Raw genomic sequence first — 18,157 nt, 5'->3', positions numbered from 1 at the left:
AAACTACCCCCCTCAAGCCCTGCGGTGCAAATGCGGTTCAGTGACAAAAGGTGGCAACAGCCGGGCGATGGGTATTCACAGCAACTGCCAGGTGTACACCAGGATCAGGCGGTTCTCATCGATATCACTGCGGTAGTTGGAGCGGGCCATGGCATTGCGCAGCCGGATCCCCAACCCTTTCAGCAGCCCGCTCTGCACCGCATAGGCGATATCCAGGTCCCGCTCACGGTCACGGCCCTCGTAGCCCAGCCCGGTATCGACATTGTTGCCGGTGATATAACGCACCCCTGCCGTCAACCCGGGTACGCCCATGGCGGCGAAATTGTAGTCGTAGCGCAGCTGATAGGAGCGCTCGTCGGTATACGCGAACTCGTAGGTGGGGACCTCGTTGCCCAACGGTGAGATGTTGGCGAATACCCGGGGGAACGGGCTGTCGCCGTAGATGCCCTGGTACCCCACATGCACGCTGTGCCCACCCTGCCGGGCGGTGAACAGCGAGAAGAAGGCCTGGTTGTCGATGGTGCCGAGCAGTGCGTCGCCGTCTTCGCGGGCGGTGAAGTACCCCAGGTTGGCACTCAGCACCCAGTCCCCCACGGGTTTGCTGTGCTTGAAGCCGACAAAACCTTGTTCGTAGATGTCTTCCAGTTGCCCGTACCACAGGCTGACACTGCTCTGGTTCGCATTGAACGCGTAGTCGCCGCCGACATAGTTGAACGCATCGCTTTGTGCCTGGCGCATCGGCACATGGCCGAGCATGGCGTTCATCTTGCCGTCGCCGCCTTCGTTGCGCAGGTGCGTGGAGCGCAAATGCCCGCCCTGCAAGGTCAGGCCTTGCAGCTCGGACGTGCTCAGGCTCACCCCCTGGTAAGTCGGAGGTAACAGGCGGATATCGCTGAAGGTCAGCACCGGCAAGTTGGGTTGCAGCTCGCCAACACGCAGCTCGGTCTTCGACAGCCTGGCCTTGAACGTCGGAGCCAGGCGGCTGTACTCGTCTGCGGCACGGCCATCGCCATGCACCGGCAGCAGGCCGGTATTGACCCGGTCAGGGCTGCTGTCGAGCTTGATGCCCAACAGGCCCAGGGCATCCACGCCAAAGCCAACCGTGCCGGGGGTGTACCCCGACTTGAAGTCGAGAATGAAGCCCTGGGCCCACTCCTCGGCCTTGGACTGCTGATTGGCCCCGACGATGTCCGAGAAGTCACGGCTGAAGTAGTAATTACGGGCGCTGAGGCTGGCTTTCGAATCCTCGAAGAAGCCGCCATCAGCGGCCAGCGCAGGTTGGCTGAGCAAGGTCAGGCCGATGGCAACGCAAGGGGTGTGGTTCATTCCGAAGCTCTCTTGATCTTGTTGTTATGGATAAAGCGCTGGGAACACGGGGCTCATGGGGTACGGCGCAATACCTCGCTCGCTTGCGGCCGACGCAGCCTGAGCAGCGCATGCGCCAGCAGGCCGAACAGCAGCCCCCAGAACGCCGCCGACAGGCCAAGGAAAGACACCCCCGAGGCGGTGACCAGGAAGGTGAACAGGCCGGCATCGCGCTCCATAGGTTCGGCCAGGCTGCGCGCCAGGGCTTCGCTGATCGCCCCGTACAGGGCAAGCCCAGCAAGGGCTGCGATCAATGCCGCAGGGAAGGCAGCAAACAGCGACATCAACGTGGCACCGGCAACCCCCAACAGCAGGTACAACACGCTGCCGGCGACGGCCGCGACATAACGCCGGCGCGGGTTTTCATGGGCCTCATGGCCGGTGCACAGGCTGGCGGTGACGGCTGCCAGGTTCAGGCCGTGACAACCGAAAGGTGCCAGCAAGGCGCCGCCGATGGCGCTGGCACCGATCAAAGGGCTGGCCGGTGTGGCGTAGCCGGCGTTACGCAGCACCGCCATCCCTGGCATGAACTGCCCGGTCAGGGCCACCAGCACCAGTGGCAGCGCCAGGCTGAACACTGCCGCCAGGCTGAACTGCGGGGTAACCCACTGGGGCGAGGCCAGTTGCAGCACCAGGGCCTCACTGCGGAACGCGCCGCTGGCCACGGTGACGACGGCCCCTATGCACAATACGGCGGCCACCGCATAACGCGACTGAACCCTGCGCATCAGCACATAGGTAACGAACATCGCCAGTACCAGCAGCGGTTGCACGGGCAAGGCGCGGAACACCTCGGTGCCGAAACTGAACAGGATGCCCGCCTGCATGCCAGCAGCGATGGACCCGGGCAGGCGCGTGATGATGCGGTCGAAGGCCCCGCTGAGGCCAATCAGCAGCAGGATCAGGTTCGCCACCAGGTAGGCCCCCACGGCCTGCTCCAGCCCTAGTGCCGGCAAGGCAGTCACCAACAGGGCCGAACCCGGGATCGACCAGGCGATCACCACCGGCACCCGATAGCGCAGGCTCAGCAATGCGCCGAGCACACCGCTGCCCATGGAAACGGCCCACACCCAGGACGACAGCTGGCCGTGAGGCATGTGCGCGGCTTCGGCGGCGTGGAAGATGATCACCAGCGGGCCGGCGTAGGAAATCATCGTCGCCAGGCAACCGGCTACGATGGCGGACAGCGAGCTGTCCTTGAACAGGGTTTTCATGGCACCTCTCGCAAGGCTTGGGGCGGGTGTGTGGATCAGGCCTCTTGCAAGGCCTGTGGTCTTGCTAGGCCTGCGCAGCCGTAGCCAGGCCATGCCGCCGGCCACTGACCAGGTGCACGGCCATGGCCAGCGCAGCAATTGCGCCAGGGATGGCGAACGCGATGAAATTGAGTTGCAGCGGCAGGTTGATGCCCATCAGTGCGCCCCCCAGCAGCGGGCCGACGATGGCGCCGTTGCGGCCGATCCCCGAGGCCCAGCCAAGGCCGGTGGAGCGCACCGACAGGCCGTACATCTGCGCCGCGCCGGCATACAGCAGTATTTGCGTGCCGATGGTGGTGGCGCCGGCGATGAAGATCAGCAGGTACAGCACCGGCATCGGGCTGTTGACGCCCAGCAGGCTGATCGACAGTGCTGCGGCGATGAAGAAGCCGACCTTGACCTTGACCAGGTTGTAGCGGTCGCCCAACCAGCCCCCCAGAATCGCCCCGGCCATGCCGCCGAAGTTCAGCACCAGCAAGAACGACAGGCTCGAACCCAAGCTGTAACCTGCGTTGGCCATCAGTTTTGGCAGCCACGAACTGAGTGCGTAGACCATCAGCAGGCAGCAGAAAAACGCCAGCCACAGGGCCAGGGTGCGCACGGCCAGGCCGTTGCGAAACAGCTCCACGACAGCGTTGCCGCCGCCCTTGCGGTCCGTTGCCTGCAGCCTGTCGCCAGGCTGTATGTCGCAAGCGGGGTCGAGCTTCCTGAGCAGTGCGCGGGCTTCATCAGTGCGCCCTTGGCGTACCAGAAAACCAATGGATTCCGGCAGGTAGTAGAGAATCACCGGCAACAGCAACAGGGGTACGGCTGCGGCGAAGAACATCGACTCCCAGCCGAAGCGCGGCAGCATGAAGATACCGACGCCTGCCGAAAGCATGCCGCCCAACGAGTAGCCACTGAACATGATCGCCACCAGCGTGCTGCGCAGGCGTTTTGGCGCATATTCGTTCATCAGAGCCACGGCGTTGGGCATCAACCCGCCGCAGCCCAGGCCGGCGATAAAGCGATAGATGCCAAACTCGCTGGGGCTGCTGGCGAAGCCGTTGAGGATGGTTGCCGTGGAAAACAGGGCAAAGCACAGGGCGATGCCCTTCTTGCGCCCGATCCGGTCGGCCAGGCTGCCGAATACCAGGGCGCCGAACATCATCCCGAACAACGCGTAGCTGCCCAAGGCGCCGGCCTGCAGTGGCGTCAGCCCCCACTCCTTCATGATCACCGGCAACACCACGCCGTAGATGAACAAGTCATAACCGTCGAAGATCAGCAACAGGCCGCACCAGGCCATGACCATCCAGTGGAAGGGTGTGAAGCGCGCGTTATCGATGATCGGGTGTACGTCAAGGGTTCGCATGGCAGCTGTCTCTATTGTTTTTGTTGTGGAAGAAAACCTTTGCCTAAGGGTGTGGCTCAGCCGAGGTCGCCGCCCCCTACCGGCAGGGTCACACCGGTGATGTAGGAGGCCTCGTCGGAGGCCAGGAAGAGGATGGCGCCAACCTGCTCGTCGATGCTGCCGTAGCGGTGCATCAGGCTGCTGTCGAGGGTCTGGTCGACGATTTGCTGGTACCAGGCCTTTTCCTGCTCGCTCTGCTCGGCGCTGTTGCGTGGCACCCGCCGCGGCGGCGCCTCGGTGCCGCCAGGGGCGGTGGCATTGACGCGGATACCGCGGCCGGCGGTTTCGAAGGCCAGGCAGGCGGTCAGTGCGTTCACGCCGCCTTTGGCCGCGCCGTAGGGCACGCGGTTGACGCCACGGGTGGCGATGGACGAAACGTTGACGATGGCCCCTGCCCCACGTTCGAGCATGTAGGGCAACGCGGCGTGGCAGCACCATAAGGTCGGGAACAGTGAGCGGCGCACTTCGGCCTCGATCTGTTCCACTTCATAGTGTTCGAAGGGCTTGGCCCAAATGGTCCCGCCGACGTTGTTGACCAGGATGTCGAGGCGCCCGAAGGCCTCGACTGCAGCGGCCATGACCCGGGCACAATCGCTGTGCTGCTCGAGGTCGGCGGTGAGGGTCAGCATGCCCTCCCCGGCCAGTTCGTGCACCAGCTCGGAACGGTCCACCGCCACCACTTGCGCGCCTTCGGCCTTCAGCCGCCAGCACACCCCTCGGCCAATGCCCTGGGCAGCACCGGTGACCAGGGCGACTTTATCGTGAAATCTTGTCGTCATCTGAAACGCTCCATATTGATGCTGTCTGGGTGGGAGCGGCAGCCCCCACGAACGCTCAGGCCGCAGCCGCCGCGAACTTCTCGTAGTAGAAGTTCACCGGCGTAATCCCCTGCTCACGCACGTACTGGCTGACCGCCTCGACCATCGGCGGCGGCCCGCACAGGTACACATCCACATCGCCGTCGTTGAGGTGGCGCGGCTCGATGTGCTGGGTGACGTAACCCTTCTGCGGATGCTGGCTGTCAGGGTTGGCCACGCAGGCACTGAAGGTGAAGTTGGGGATGCGCGCCGCCAAGGCCTGCAGGCGGTCCAGTTCGACCAGGTCGAAGTCGTTGGTCACCCCGTAGATCAGGTGCAACGGGTGTTCGCTACCCTGCTCGGCGATCTTCTCCAGCATCGCGGTGAACGGTGCCAGCCCGGTACCACCGGCCAGCAGCAACAGCGGCCGCTGAATCGGCCGCAGGTAGAAGCTGCCCAGCGGCCCTGCCAGGCTCATGCTGTCGCCGGCCTTGGCCAGGCTGGTGAGGAAACTGCTCATCAGCCCGCCGGGTACGTTACGGATCAGGAAGCTGACTTCGCCGTCCTTTTGCAGCGAGCTGAACGAGTAGGCACGGCTCTGCTCGCTGCCCGGCACCTTGAGGTTGACGTACTGCCCCGGCAGAAACGCCAGCCGGCTCAAGGCCTCGCCCTTGATCGACAGGGCAATGGTGCTTGCCGACAACTGGCGCACATCGCTGATGGCGGCCTCGAAGCTGGCCTGCTCGGTCTTGCACAGTTGCGAAGACGCCGGGATGCGTAGCACGCAGTCGGCTTCGGCGCGCATCTGGCAGGTCAGCACGTAGCCTTCGGCGATTTCGTCCTCGTTCAGGGCGTCTTCGATGAAGTTATCGCCCAGGTCGTAACGCCCGGCTTCGGCCTTGCACTTGCAGGTGCCGCAGGCGCCGTCGCGGCAGTCCAGCGGGATGTTGATGCCCTGGCGATAGGCCGCATCGGCCACGGTTTCATGGCCATCGGCCTCGATGAAGCGGGTCACCCCGTCTTCGAAATTCAGTGCGATCTGGAAGCTCATGTAGCACCTCGCGGGCGAGCCTCGCCACGGCGCGCCAAGCGGCACACCGAGCGGCTCGCGTTACCTCGGATCAGATGTGGTAGATGTCGATGACCTGACGCACGTAGTCGTTCTTCAGCACCACCTTCTTGGCCTGGATCAGCGGTTGCTCGCCGCGCAGGTCAAGGGTGTAGAAGCTGCTGCCGAAGTAGCTGTCGGTGGTCTTGTAGCGAAAGCTCAGGGTGTGCCAGTTGAAGCGCACCTGGCAGTAGCCCTCGCTTTGCTCGACGATCTCGATGTTGCTGATGTTGTGCGAGGTGCGGGTATCCGGCACGGTCGCACTGGAGCGCTCGGTCTTGATGCGGAACACCCGGTCCTCGAGGCCGCCACGGTTGCCGTACCAGATCAGCGATATCTCGCTTTGCGGGTCGGTGGTGAGGCGGTCGTCATCGTCCCAAGCCGGCATCCAGAAGCTGGCGTCGGCGGCATACAGCTCCAGCCACTGGTCCCACTGGGCATCGTCCAGGTAGCGCGCTTCGCGGTAGAGGAAGTCGCGCACGGTTTCGTAGAGGCTCATTGCACGGCCTCCACGGGGATCAGTTGCTGGTCATCCTTGAGCGCCTGGATCATGGTGTCCTGCCAGTACTTGTGCTGCAGCACGAACAGGCCTTCGTCCTCGGTGCGCACACCCGACAGCAGCGGTTTGAGCTCGATTTCGCGGGCTGCCTCGTCGGCGCCTTCGACCCAGTGCGCAGCGCCGCGGGACATGTCGTTCCAGCCGGTACCGCCGCCGTAGCCGGTCTGGCACGAGCGGAACTCTTCCAGGTCGTCCGGGGTGGCCATGCCACTGACGTTGAAGAAGTCCTCGTACTGGCGGATGCGCTTGGCGCGGGCATCGGTGCTTTCGCCTTTGGGCGCAATGCAGTAGATGGTGATTTCGGTCTTGTTCACCGAAATCGGCCGGGCAATGCGGATCTGCGAACTGAACTGGTCCATCAGGTACACGTTGGGATACAGGCACAGGTTGCGCGAGTTTTCGATCATCCAGTCGGCGCGTGCCTGGCCGAAGTCGGCAACCAGCTCATCACGGCGCTCGAATGCCGGGCGGTCCTCGGGGTTGGCCCAACGGGTCCACAGCAGCAGGTGCCCGTGGTCGAAGGAATAGAAGCCCCCGCCTTGCTTGGCCCAGGCACCGGCGCTCATGGTCTTGATCTCGTCACCCGACTCGCGCTGTTTGCGCTGGTTCTGGGTGGCGGCGTAGTTCCAGTGCACGGAGCTGACGTGGTAGCCGTCGGCGCCGTTCTCGGCAGTGAGCTTCCAGTTGCCTTCGTAGATGTACGAACTGGCGCCGCGCAGCACTTCCAGGCCTTCAGGCGACTGGTCGACGATCATGTCGATGATCTTGGCCGACTCGCCCAGGTGCTCCACCAGCGGTTTGACATCGGCCTTCAGGCTGCCGAACAGGAAGCCCCGGTACGATTCGAAACGCGCGACCTTGGTCAGGTCGTGGGAGCCATCGCAATTGAAGCTGTCGGGGTAGCCGGCGTTGCTCGGGTCTTTGACCTTGAGCAGTTTGCCGCTGTTGTTGAAGGTCCAGCCGTGGAACGGGCAGGTGTAGCTGGCGCGGTTGCCGCGTTTGTGCCGGCACAGCATGGCACCACGGTGGCTGCAGGCATTGAGGAAGGCATTGAGCACCCCGTCCTTGTTGCGCGCGATGAAGATCGGTTGGCGCCCCATGGTCAGGGTGAGGAAATCGTTCTTTTCGGGGATCTGGCTTTCATGGGCCAGGTAGATCCAGTTGCCCTCGAAGATGTGTTTCATCTCCAGGTCGAACAGCCGTGGGTCGGTGAACATCTCGCGCTTGCAGCGGTAGATGCCCTGTTCACGGTCGTCCTCGAGCATGGCATTGAGGTAGTCGAATCCCAGGGACATGGCCAGGGTCTCCATTGTTATTGTTCAGACCATGTCAGGTTAGGGATCAAGGCGTGGTGGCAATATCCTTTTCGTGCAGAGTGCTATCCGCTTTGTGCACATCAACCGCGGTTGCGCAGCGTCACCGAGGGCAATACCCCATAGCGCTGGCGGTAAGTTTCCGAAAAGCGTCCCAAGTGCAGGAAGCCATAGTCCATGGCAAGCTCGGTCACACTCCTCACGCTGCAACTGGCATCGCTCAGGCATGCATGCACCCGCTCCAGCTTGCGCAGCCGCACATAATGTTTGGGCGTGGTACCTAGGTGCCGATCAAACAGCGCATACAGCGACCGCAAGCTCATGCAGGCCTGCTCTGCGAGCACCTCGGCTGACAGTTCAAGCTTCAGGTTGCGCTCGATGTAATCCAGTATCCGCTCCAGGCTCGCCGCCGGCGCATTCAGGCTTTCGCGCCGAATGTTGGTGCTCATCAAGGTCAGCAGTTTGCTCGCGACAATCTGGCTGTAGTGCCCTTGCACGCGGGGCAACGGCTCATTCACCTCGGCTTCATGGCAGACCATGGCCAGCAGGTTCACGAACCCGTCCAGCTCCTCCAGCCGGTAGTGGTTGCGCAAGAACCGCACGCCGCCATCAGGCCGCTGCCAGCGGTGCTCGTCACAGATCGAATCGAGCAACCGGGTCGGCACCTTGAGGATGAATTTCTCGCAGTCTTCCGAGTAGGTCAGGTCAACCGGGTCGTCAGGGTTGATCAGCAGCAGCTCGCCGGGCACCAGGTGATGCTCGCGCTGGTGCCCGCGCCACAGGCAGTTGCCGTTGAGCAGCACCTGCAGGTGGTAGATGGTTTCCAGTGCTGGCGAGGTGACGCGCACGCTACCGCCGTAACTGATGCGGCACAGGTCGAGTTCGGCGAACTTACGGTGGCTGAGGCTGGCCTGGGGATGGGTGGTGCGGGACAAGCCGATGCAATGCTGGCCCACGTGCTGGTTCACATAGTCGGACACAGCATAGGGGTCGGCATGATGAAACACGCTACTGCGCTCGCTCAGCAGGCGGCTTTCCATAGGCAAGGCACTCGGTTTCGTTATTGTTCTGGGCGCCGCTCCCTACGGGCTTGTGGCCGGTGGTTGCGGTCGTTCACGGTCATTCTATCGGGCTGGGCGCAGGGAATTGGGGCAGGCGACAGCCGGTGAATGGCCACACTTAAGCAAAAAGGCGGGGGTTGGGCAATGCGACGATTGGAATGGGCGGGCGGATAGCGGACAAGGCGCCAATGCCCAATGTTCGATTACCGAACACAATTATGCGCTCTGCTGCACCGCCCAACCTTGGCTGCGCGCCCGGAACTGGCGCGGGGCGATGGCGAACAGCTCGCGAAAACGCCGGTAGAAATGCGGAAAACTCACAAACCCACTGGCTACCGCCACCTCGGTCAGTGACTTGCTGGTGTGTTGCAGCAGCTGGCGTGCATGGGTCAGGCGCAGCTCCAGGTAATAGCGCGGCGGTGTCGCCTGCACATGGCGGCGGAACAAACGCTCCAAGTGACGACGCGACAACCCCGCATGCTCGGCAATTTCGTCGATGCCGATCGGGTCTTCGATATTGGCATGCATCAACTCAAGGGCCAAACGTACACCCTTGGGCAGGCTCGGGTCGATTTCCGCTGCGCTGGCCGGCGCATCACTCATCACCCGCGCGCGGTCGCACGCCAGCATCTGCTCCACTGCCCGGCGCAATACCGGGCCGCCGCTGTGTTCAAGCAACGCCAGCATCATGTCCAAGGCACTGCTGGCGCCCGCGCAGCTCAAACGCCGGCGGTCCAGTACATGCGCCTGGCGGCTGACCCGTACCTTGGGGTACAGCTCGCTCATCATCGCCCGGCCATCGGGGTGGAAGGCGCAGTCGTGATCATTGAGCAGGCCCGCCTCGGCCAGGAAGTAGGCGCCGTTCCACAAACCGCCGAGCTGGCAGCCATGCAGGTCGGCCTGGCGCAACTTGGCGCGCAGCAGCGGCGCGCTTTCCAGGCGCACCCGAAATCCACCGCACACCAACAGGCTGTCCAGGGCCTGCACATCCAGCTCAGCCAGTGGCGTGTTGACCGGCAAGGCGATGCCCAGGTCGCTCATGACCTGCGCCCCATCCCCTACCACCTGGATCTGAAACAGTGGCGTGGCGCTCATCAGGTTGGCGGTGACCAAGGTGTCCATGGCGGCGGTGAAGGCCATCATGGAGAAGTGCTCGCGCAGCACGAAGGCGACGCGTTGGCACGGCATCGACAGCGCGGTGCGGCCAGCCGCGTCCAGGTGGGCCAGGTTGGCGTTCTTGAGGGTGCTTTCGAAATGGCTCATGGTTTCAACTCTACTGCGAAAATCGCGGTGCCCTTCATCGCAGGTGAACCCGCGATGAAGCCAACATCGATGGACCAGGTTACTTGCTGGCCTGGGTCGCCGCTGCGCGCGACGCCTGCAGCCATTCATCGAACTGCTGGCGGTGCGCCGCCACCCACTCCTTGGCATGCCGGGTGATGTCGGCAGGCTTCTTCTCGCCCTGCTGCATCTTCAGGTTCTGCGCGCTCTCGTCAGCCGTGGTGATCTGCATCAGTGACAGGAACTTGGTGGCCGCCGGGTTCTCTTCGGCAAACTCCTTGTTCATCACAGCCTCGACCTTGTCGACCGCAAAGCCCAGGTTCTTGCCCTTGTACATCGTGTCGACCGCGTTGTTGCCATCGGGTAGATCGGTCTTCGGCACTTCCAGCCAGACCACGTCCTTGTCCTCGACCAGCACGGTGGAAATCCACTGTGGCACCCAGGTGAAGTACAGGATCGGCTTGCCTTCCTTGTAGCGGGTGATGGTGTCGGCCATCAGCGCAAAGTACGAACCCTGGTCCACGTGCACGCTATCGCCCAGGTCGTAGGCCTTCATGTGGTGGGCGATGACCAGCTCGCAGCCCCAGCCGGGGTTGCAGCCGGTGAGGTTGGCCTTGCCGTCGCTGTCGGTGTCGAACAACTTGGCGATCTCTGGCTTTTTCAGGTCGGTGATGTACTTGATGTGGTACTGCTCAGCGGTCTTCTTGTCGATCAGGTAGCCCTGCAGCACGCCCGGCATGATGTCGCCGGCCTTGACCATCACGTCATTGCCACCGGCCTGCTGGTAGAACTTGTCGTGCAGCTTGTCCCACAGGTGCACGGTGAAGTCGGCATCGCCGTTGGCCAGCGCCACCATCATTACGCCGTATTCGGTTTCCTTGGGTTCCTGGACCTTGTAGCCCAGCTCGTGCAGGCCCTCCATGGCCACCTCGCCACGGAAGCGCTCCTCGGCAATGGAGGGGAAGATCGGCGTCACCTTCACGCCTTCGCCCGGCTGGTCGGCCGAAGCGTTGGCGCACAGCGAGGCGACAACCAGGGCCAAGGCACTGGCGCCTTGCAGGATGCTGCGGGAAAACATGGATTCCAACATCGTCGCGTACCTTCTTGTGGTTTTTATAGCGTGTGCGGCAGTTCGAAATGGGGTTGTGTCAGGCGGTCTTGCGCCGCCCTGCAGCTTGCCCTGCACCGCACAGGCGCAGCACCACGCCCACCGGCCCGGTGTGGTACCAGCGCAGGCTCGGGTCGGCGCTGCTGCGCGCGCCCATGGCCTGGGTCAGGCGGTCGAGGAAGATCGCCAGCAGCACCAGCCCGACGCCACCGACCGTGGCCAGGCCCATGTCCAGCCGGCCGATGCCGCGCAGCACCATCTGGCCCAGGCCGCCGACCGAGATCATCGAGGCGATCACCACCATCGACAGCGACAGCATCAGGGTCTGGTTGAGCCCGGCCATGATGGTCGAGGTGGCCAGCGGCAGCTGCACCCGGGTCAACATCTGCCGCGGCGTGCAGCCAAAGGCGCGGGCGGCTTCGATCTTGTCTTCCGGCACCTGGCGGATGCCCAGGTTGGTCAGGCGTACCAGCGGTGGCAAGGCGAAGACGATGGTCACCAGCACGCCCGGCACGTTGCCGATACCGAACAGCATCACCACCGGCACCAGGTAGACGAACGCCGGCAGCGTCTGCATGGCATCGAGCAGCGGGCGAATGATACTTTCCAGGCGGTTGCTGCGGGCGCAGACGATGCCCAGCGGAATACCGATCACCGCGCAGAAGAACACCGAGGTGAGCACCAGCGCCAGAGTGGTCATCGACTCCGACCAGACGCCAATCAAACCGAGCAGGGTCAGGGTGACGAAGCACAACAGCGCCATGCGCTTGCCGGCCAGCTGCCAGCCGAGCAACGACGACAGCAGGATGCCAATGGTGGGTGGAATGCTCTGCAGGGTGAACTCGATGCCATTGAGCACCTGGTCGATCGGCCAGCGAATGGCGCGGAACACCTCGCGGAAGTTGTGCACGAGGAAGTTGAGGGTGGCGGTGACCCAGTCACCCAGGGGGATGGTGGCCGCCTGGAACGGGTCGAGCAGGCTGAATTCGGGCATGGAACAACCTCGCGTAGGTTCAGTGGCGGCTCAGGGACTGCAACGGCGCGCTGTTTGCCAGGCTGGCGCACTGGCAGCGGCTATTGAAGGTCTTGAAGAACGCGCGTACATAGTCGTTGGCCGGCTGGTTGATCAGCGCTTGCGGCGTGCCGATCTGCACCACCCGGCCGCCCTCCATGATCGCGATGCGGTGGCCAATGCGGATAGCCTCCTCGATGTCGTGGGAAATGAAGATGATGGTGCGCTGCTGTTCGGCCTGCAGGCGCATCAGTTCGCCCTGCATCTCGCTGCGGATCAGCGGGTCGAGGGCCGAGAACGCTTCGTCCATCAGCAGGATGGTCGGGTCGTTGGCCAGCGCGCGGGCCAGCCCTACCCGTTGTTGCATGCCACCGGAAAGCTGGTGCGGGTAGCTGTGCTCGTGGCCGGCCAGGCCAACCTGGCTCAGCGCTTCGCGGGCACGGCTGTGGCGCTCGGCTTCGCCGACGCCGGCGATTTCCAGGCCAAAGGCCGTGTTCTGCAGCACGCTCATGTGCGGCATCAGGGCAAAGGACTGGAACACCATGCCCATTTCCTTGCGGCGCACATCAAGCAAGGCTTTATCGGACAGCCCGGTGATTTCACGGCCGTTGAGGTGGATGCTGCCAGAGGTGGGTTCGATCAGGCGGTTGAACAGCCGCACCATGGTCGACTTGCCCGAGCCTGACAGGCCCATGATGACGAAGATTTCGCCACGCTTGACGGAAAAACTTGCATCGAACACGCCGACGACGTGGCCGGTCTTGCTGAAGATTTCGTTCTTGTCGGCGCCCTTGCGGAGCATCTCCATGGCCATGTTCGGGTTGGGGCCGAACACTTTGAAGATGTTGTTTACCGAAAGAATCTCATCGGCATGGCTCATACGACCCTCTTTATTATGCTTATAACCAATCTATTAACTTCGCACTTTCAATAAGGCGGGTAGATCAGTGCGAGTACGCTTGGCAGTCCGTTCAAAATCGAACGTGAGTCAAAACCGGCACGCAGAAAGTCCTGCTTCAAAAAATTATTCGACATCGATGTCTCAATGTCGCGCCGGTATTTCACGTTATGCCTAGCTCCAGAGCGGGTCCAACGACATTTGCAGGGCGCTAACCATTACCTGAGGTTATCAATTGGGCGGCAGCCCCGGTGGCAGAGCGCTTGTGCATTTACCGTAGGGTGCGCAAAGGCTAGAGTGAGGGCCTTGGCTAGACGAAGGACCCCACCCCAGCACCATGGTCAGACACTCCGAACCCGATCAGACCCTGCTCAAGATGCCTTCGCTGCGCGCGGTCAAAGTGTTCGTCGCGGCCGCCAAATACCAGAACTTCACCCGTGCCGCCGAAGCGCTGTGCGTGACCCAAGCGGCGGTAAGCCGGCAGATCCGCGAGCTGGAGACCTACCTGGGTGCCGAACTCTTCACCCGGGTCGGCCGCGCGGTGGAGCTGACCGTGGCCGGGTCGATCTTCTTCGATGCGGTGCAGTTATCGTTCGTCAACATCTCCCAGGCGGCCGAGCGAATCCGCAGCAATACCAACACCAAGCACGTGGTCACCCTGTGCTGCTCACCGGCGTTTGCCGCCTTGTGGCTGGGGCCACGGATGCCGAAGTTCTTCGACGAGAACCCGGATATCGACATCAACCTGGTGACCACCCAGAACTTTTTGTCGATGGAGCCTGGGGTGCGGCCGGACATCTACATCACCAAGCTGGGCAAGATCCAGGCGGGCTATAGCTGCCACCCGCTTAACCATGACCTGATCTACCCGGTGTGCAGCCCGCACTACCTGGCCCAGCACCCGCAGCTGGCCACCCTGGAAGGCATTCGCGATGGCTCGCTGCTCAACCTCAGCCCTTATGGCCGCTCGCAGGTGGCCGAACACGTGGACTGGAACGTTTGGTTGGCGTTCCATGATGTCGACCTGAAAAGCCGCTCCAGCACGGCGCCGCATTTCTTCAATGCCAATGACTACAACCTGCTGGTGCAGCTTGCCTTGGGCAGCCAGGGCGTGGCGTTGGGCTGGCACCATCTGGTGGCCCCGCTCGTTGCCCAAGGGTTGCTGGTGCGGCCGGTGGCGCAGCAGTTGGAGCTCAAGGACACCTTCCACTTCCTGGCCTTCAACGAAGACAAGGAACATGAGCCCAGCTGCCGACGCCTGCGCGATTGGCTGCTGTCAGCGTTCCAGCCGCTGTTGTAGAGCGGCCTTGCGTCGCGCAAGGGCGCAGCTACCGCTCGGCGTTTTTCCCGACATCCAACCCCATGCATCTGGTACAACCGCGCCATGCCGACTTTCTTCCTTACCCACCTGCGCCGCCGTTGGCTCACCTGGCTGTGCGCCACCCTGCTGGTCATCGGCCTCCCCACCGGCTGCGCCGTTCTGCAACACAAAGAGCGCGAGCTGGTGTTCCGCATCGAGCCGGGCCAGGCCAGCTGGTTCCGCGGCCTGCCCAGCGGGGTGCAGGAACTTGACCTGCGCCCGCACAGCTTCACCGACAACCAGAGCCTGCACGCCTGGTGGTGGCCGGCTAAACGCGCCGATGCGCCTGCGATCCTGTACCTGCACGGCGTGCGCTGGAACCTTACCGGGCAATTGTTCCGCATCGAGCAGTTGCATGCCATGGGCTATTCGGTGCTGGCCGTGGATTACCGCGGCTTTGGCCAGAGCCGTGGCGGCCTGCCCTCCGAGGCGACGGTGTACGAAGATGCGCAGATCGCCTGGGCACGCTTCGCCCAGCTGCAACCTGATGCCAACAAGCGGTTGATCTTCGGCCACTCCCTGGGGGGCGCGGTCGCGGTCGAGCTGGCCATGGCGCTTGCACGGCAAGCCCACAAGGACGGCAGCCCGCCCCCCGCTCGGGGTTTGATACTCGAATCCACCTTCACCTCCCTGGGCGACGTCGCTGCGGCTGTTGCCGATACCACCCTGCCCGTGCGTTGGCTGATGTCGCAAAAATTCGATTCGCTGGACAAGATCAAGGACGTAGGCCTGCCGTTGCTGCTGGTGCACGGGCTGGACGATCGCTTTGTACCCTCGCGGTTCAGCCGACAGCTGTTCGACGCAGCGCAAGAGCCGAAGACCTTGTTACTGGTGCCGGGGGCTACCCACAACAACAGCATGAGCCTGGCAGGGCAACGGTATCGGCGGGCGATTCAGGCGTTGTTGTGAAGGCAGGGTATTCACTGCACCGGCAAAAAATTCATCAGCAACAGGCTTTGCGCATAGTTGAGCCCGATCCGCCGATAGCGCTCATCCAGCAGCTCTGCGAGCAAATCCAGGCGCGCGACGATCTTGCCGAACTCAACGGCGAAACTCAGGTTGCTGCCCTCCTCCGAAATCTCGTTGGAGAACAGCAACAGCACGCCATTGGCATCCTGGCGCTGGCTGAGCATCCAGGTGGCCTTCTCGATATTACGCGCCGCGTTGTTGACGAACAGCGGGTCGATGGTGTCGGTCATGTAGAACTCGGAGCGCCCGCCATGGGCGGTGATCAACATGCTGCCGATGGCGTAGATGAACGCACCGACCCGATCGCCACGAAACTCCGGGCTCAGGGCGTAACTCAGGGCCGCAAGGTCGCGCCGATTGCCCAACTGCGCCAAGGGTTGGCGCTGCTCGATGGCGATGCGGATCTGCCGCTCGGCCGTGGCGGCATCGACGTAGCCGGACATCTTCCACTGGTTCGGGTTGCGCAGGTACAGCTTGTTCATCAGCAGGTACAGGCTCTGCAGGTTGTCGCGCATGGACAGCGTCGCCAGGCGGTCGACACTGGTCTGGAACAGCTCGCTGGGCTTGCCGTTGCCAAACTGGCTGACGATGTCACGGCCTTGCTCCTGGGTGCAGGCACACAGGCAGGTCAAGGCGCCTGCCAGCAGCAGGCCGGGGAGGGTTTTGAAAGGGCTTGCAACCATCGGCACCGGGTCGATATTCGGCGGCCGCACCGGGGATCAGCGCGGCCTGGCCAAGCATAGAGCGCACAAACCGGAAAAAGTGCGATGGTTGCGGTAACTGGGTATCAGGACTGGCCCCGCGAAGAGGCCGCCATCGACAACACAGCACTTACAGGGCGTGGCGCAGCATCTCCACCATCTGCGCATGCAATACCGGGTCACCACACGCCACCACACAGCCGCCATGCTGCGCCGAGCTGCCGTCCCAAGCCGTGATCAGCCCGCCCGCCCCTTCGATGATCGGCATCAATGCCTGCACGTCATACGGCTGCAGGCTGGCTTCGACGATCACATCGACAAAGCCCGAAGCCAGCATGCAGTACGCATAGCAGTCACCACCATAACGCATCAGCCGGGCCTTGCCGGCAACCGCCTCGAAGGCCGCCTTGCGTTCGGCGGTGTCGAACATGTCCGGCGTGGTGCACATCAGCGTGGCCGAGGCCAGGTCGGCGCAGGCACGGGTCTTCAGCGGGGTGCCGCTGCTCCAGGCACCTTGCGGGGTGCCGACGAAGCGTTCGCCGGTGAAGGGCTGGTTCATCACGCCTACGACCGGGCGTACACCGTCGTTCAGGGCAATCAACGTGCCCCACAGCGGCAAGCCGGTGATGAAGGCGCGGGTGCCGTCGATGGGGTCGAGCACCCAGGTCAACGGGCTGGTCCCCACCGCCACGCCCTGCTCTTCACCCAGAATGCCGTGCTCGGGGTAGCGGGCCTGGATCAGTTCGCGCATGGCGTCTTCGGCCGCCTTGTCGGCCACCGTCACCGGGTCATACAAGCGCCCGCCCTTGTCCTCGACGTCCAGGCTGGCGCGAAAATACGGCTTTATCGCCAGCGCGGCGGCATCAGCCAGCTGCTCGGCAAAGGCGCGGTATTCGACGATCTGTTCAGCACTCAGGGACATGGGGCAGGCCTCTTGAAGATAGTGGGGCCAGCATCATACCCGACAAGCCGCGCCGCACCAGCCGCCCAGCAACATGGCCACTATTATGACATTATCGCCACTTCATTTAACCGTCACCCAATCGTTGTACTAGGATACCCATCACCTCCCGAATGCGGCCCAGGATGCGGGCCAGCAGGCAGACGGGGATTTGCACCACCGAACCTCATGGATGACACGATGAATTCGCACCTGCTCTACCCGCAAATTGGCAAAGTGATTGCCAGCACCGGCAGCCGCCAGTTCCCGCGCATGCTGCACGACCTGATCCAGGCCCACCTGACCATCGATGCCACGCACATACGCCTGTTGCCAATGGCACCGGCCGGCTATAACAGCCACGCCACCCTGATCGACGAGACGGTGTTTTCCTCGGACGAGCCGCCGGCCAGGGATTTCAGCGACCCTTCGCGCTTGCACATGATCCGCCGCAAAGGCGATTCGCGCTATGAGATCCATGTCCTGCGCGCCGACTCGACCTACGGGTTTTCGGCCTTCGAACGCAACCGCCTGGACGATATCTCGCCGCTGCTGTTGCCGATGCTGGAGAAACACATCAATGCCTTGCAACCCGCCCCAGAGCGCCCCCCCCAGGAGAGCCTGGAGCAGCGCTTTACCGACCGCCTGGGACAATCGGGGCTGAAGTTGTCAGAACGTGAGTGCCAGGTGTGCCTTGGCCTGCTGGCCGGGCATACCGCCCCGGAGCAGGCCGAGCGGTTGGCCTTGAAGGTGAATACCGTCGAGAGCTATTTGCGCCGGGCGGCGATCAAGCTGGGGATCAGCGGGCGGCATTCGTTGATGCGCTGGATGTATACCGCCGATTGATCATGTGTTGCCTGTCACGGCCTCTTCGCGGGGCAAGCCCGCTCCCACAGAGTAAGCACAGTCTCTGTGGGAGTGCAGTCTCTGGACTGCCCCCAAAAAGTTGGACAGTTCTATGCTGCCGCCTGGGTCCTGTACTCGACAGGGCTCAGGCCATTGAGCCTCAGCTTGATGCGGTCATGGTTGTAGTAGTGGA

Annotated in this window: 18 protein-coding genes; 3 read left to right on the top strand and 15 right to left on the bottom strand. The window is 63.0% G+C overall.

What is annotated here, in order from left to right; all coding sequences use genetic code 11:
• Positions 1 to 75: 75 nt before the first annotated feature.
• From HU766_RS02520 to HU766_RS02465, 12 genes are all read right to left on the bottom strand, one after another.
• On the bottom strand, positions 76 to 1,326 hold the full coding sequence (locus tag HU766_RS02520; protein ID WP_186652977.1) for an OprD family porin: 1,251 nt from the start codon (positions 1,324 to 1,326) through the stop codon (positions 76 to 78).
• A gap of 53 nt (positions 1,327 to 1,379) precedes the next feature.
• Positions 1,380 to 2,579 (bottom strand): benzoate/H(+) symporter BenE family transporter, encoded by a 1,200-nt coding sequence (locus HU766_RS02515; protein WP_186652976.1) that lies wholly within the window; start codon positions 2,577 to 2,579, stop codon positions 1,380 to 1,382.
• Positions 2,580 to 2,643: 64 nt separating this feature from the next.
• Positions 2,644 to 3,972, bottom strand: coding sequence for an aromatic acid/H+ symport family MFS transporter (locus HU766_RS02510; protein ID WP_186652975.1), 1,329 nt, complete (start codon positions 3,970 to 3,972; stop codon positions 2,644 to 2,646).
• Positions 3,973 to 4,028: 56 nt separating this feature from the next.
• Positions 4,029 to 4,790: a 1,6-dihydroxycyclohexa-2,4-diene-1-carboxylate dehydrogenase gene (locus HU766_RS02505; protein ID WP_033697722.1), complete on the bottom strand. Its 762-nt coding sequence runs from the start codon at positions 4,788 to 4,790 to the stop codon at positions 4,029 to 4,031.
• A 55-nt stretch (positions 4,791 to 4,845) separates the two neighbouring features.
• On the bottom strand, positions 4,846 to 5,859 hold the full coding sequence (benC, locus tag HU766_RS02500) for a benzoate 1,2-dioxygenase electron transfer component BenC (protein WP_033697720.1): 1,014 nt from the start codon (positions 5,857 to 5,859) through the stop codon (positions 4,846 to 4,848).
• A 70-nt stretch (positions 5,860 to 5,929) separates the two neighbouring features.
• Entirely contained in the window at positions 5,930 to 6,415 is a 486-nt protein-coding gene (gene benB, locus HU766_RS02495; protein WP_186652974.1) for a benzoate 1,2-dioxygenase small subunit, read from the bottom strand.
• Positions 6,412 to 7,770, bottom strand: a complete 1,359-nt coding sequence (gene benA / locus HU766_RS02490) for a benzoate 1,2-dioxygenase large subunit (RefSeq protein WP_047583601.1) — start codon at positions 7,768 to 7,770, stop codon at positions 6,412 to 6,414. The genes benB and benA overlap by 4 nt, the downstream gene beginning before the upstream one ends.
• 101 nt (positions 7,771 to 7,871) lie before the next feature.
• Positions 7,872 to 8,828, bottom strand: a complete 957-nt coding sequence (locus tag HU766_RS02485; RefSeq protein WP_186652973.1) for an AraC family transcriptional regulator — start codon at positions 8,826 to 8,828, stop codon at positions 7,872 to 7,874.
• A gap of 237 nt (positions 8,829 to 9,065) precedes the next feature.
• On the bottom strand, positions 9,066 to 10,112 hold the full coding sequence (locus HU766_RS02480; RefSeq protein ID WP_186652971.1) for a GlxA family transcriptional regulator: 1,047 nt from the start codon (positions 10,110 to 10,112) through the stop codon (positions 9,066 to 9,068).
• A 79-nt stretch (positions 10,113 to 10,191) separates the two neighbouring features.
• Positions 10,192 to 11,220: a glycine betaine/L-proline ABC transporter substrate-binding protein ProX gene (gene proX / locus HU766_RS02475; RefSeq protein ID WP_186652969.1), complete on the bottom strand. Its 1,029-nt coding sequence runs from the start codon at positions 11,218 to 11,220 to the stop codon at positions 10,192 to 10,194.
• A gap of 58 nt (positions 11,221 to 11,278) precedes the next feature.
• Positions 11,279 to 12,232 (bottom strand): glycine betaine/L-proline ABC transporter permease ProW, encoded by a 954-nt coding sequence (gene proW, locus HU766_RS02470; RefSeq protein WP_186652967.1) that lies wholly within the window; start codon positions 12,230 to 12,232, stop codon positions 11,279 to 11,281.
• A 19-nt stretch (positions 12,233 to 12,251) separates the two neighbouring features.
• Positions 12,252 to 13,130 carry a glycine betaine/L-proline ABC transporter ATP-binding protein gene (locus HU766_RS02465; RefSeq protein ID WP_271910504.1) on the bottom strand — a complete coding sequence of 293 codons (879 nt, stop codon included), beginning with the start codon at positions 13,128 to 13,130 and terminating at the stop codon, positions 12,252 to 12,254.
• A 355-nt stretch (positions 13,131 to 13,485) separates the two neighbouring features.
• Between HU766_RS02465 and HU766_RS02460 the strand changes: the two genes are divergently transcribed.
• Positions 13,486 to 14,448: a LysR family transcriptional regulator gene (locus HU766_RS02460; RefSeq protein ID WP_047583596.1), complete on the top strand. Its 963-nt coding sequence runs from the start codon at positions 13,486 to 13,488 to the stop codon at positions 14,446 to 14,448.
• An 84-nt stretch (positions 14,449 to 14,532) separates the two neighbouring features.
• On the top strand, positions 14,533 to 15,417 hold the full coding sequence (locus HU766_RS02455) for an alpha/beta hydrolase (protein ID WP_186652965.1): 885 nt from the start codon (positions 14,533 to 14,535) through the stop codon (positions 15,415 to 15,417).
• A gap of 11 nt (positions 15,418 to 15,428) precedes the next feature.
• On the opposite strand, the gene HU766_RS02450 is transcribed toward HU766_RS02455, so the two are convergent.
• The gene (locus HU766_RS02450; protein WP_033697706.1) at positions 15,429 to 16,160 is read right to left on the bottom strand and encodes a hypothetical protein; all 732 of its coding nucleotides are present in this window, start codon (positions 16,158 to 16,160) and stop codon (positions 15,429 to 15,431) included.
• Between the two features lie 148 nt (positions 16,161 to 16,308).
• Positions 16,309 to 17,100, bottom strand: coding sequence for a histidinol-phosphatase (gene hisN, locus HU766_RS02445; RefSeq protein WP_033697704.1), 792 nt, complete (start codon positions 17,098 to 17,100; stop codon positions 16,309 to 16,311).
• 219 nt (positions 17,101 to 17,319) lie between these two features.
• Here hisN and HU766_RS02440 point away from each other — a divergent pair, with 219 nt between their 5' ends.
• Positions 17,320 to 17,964: a helix-turn-helix transcriptional regulator gene (locus HU766_RS02440; protein WP_186652962.1), complete on the top strand. Its 645-nt coding sequence runs from the start codon at positions 17,320 to 17,322 to the stop codon at positions 17,962 to 17,964.
• A gap of 110 nt (positions 17,965 to 18,074) precedes the next feature.
• Here the strand turns inward: HU766_RS02440 and HU766_RS02435 are convergent.
• Positions 18,075 to 18,157 (bottom strand): IS3 family transposase (locus HU766_RS02435; protein ID WP_186653653.1); only part of this gene is annotated, 83 nt, incomplete at its 5' end.

Source organism: Pseudomonas sp. SWRI77 (assembly GCF_014269105.1).
GTDB lineage: Bacteria > Pseudomonadota > Gammaproteobacteria > Pseudomonadales > Pseudomonadaceae > Aquipseudomonas > Aquipseudomonas capeferrum.
Note: the sequence above shows the minus strand (reverse complement) of the source record. Positions and strands in the feature narration are given on the sequence as shown.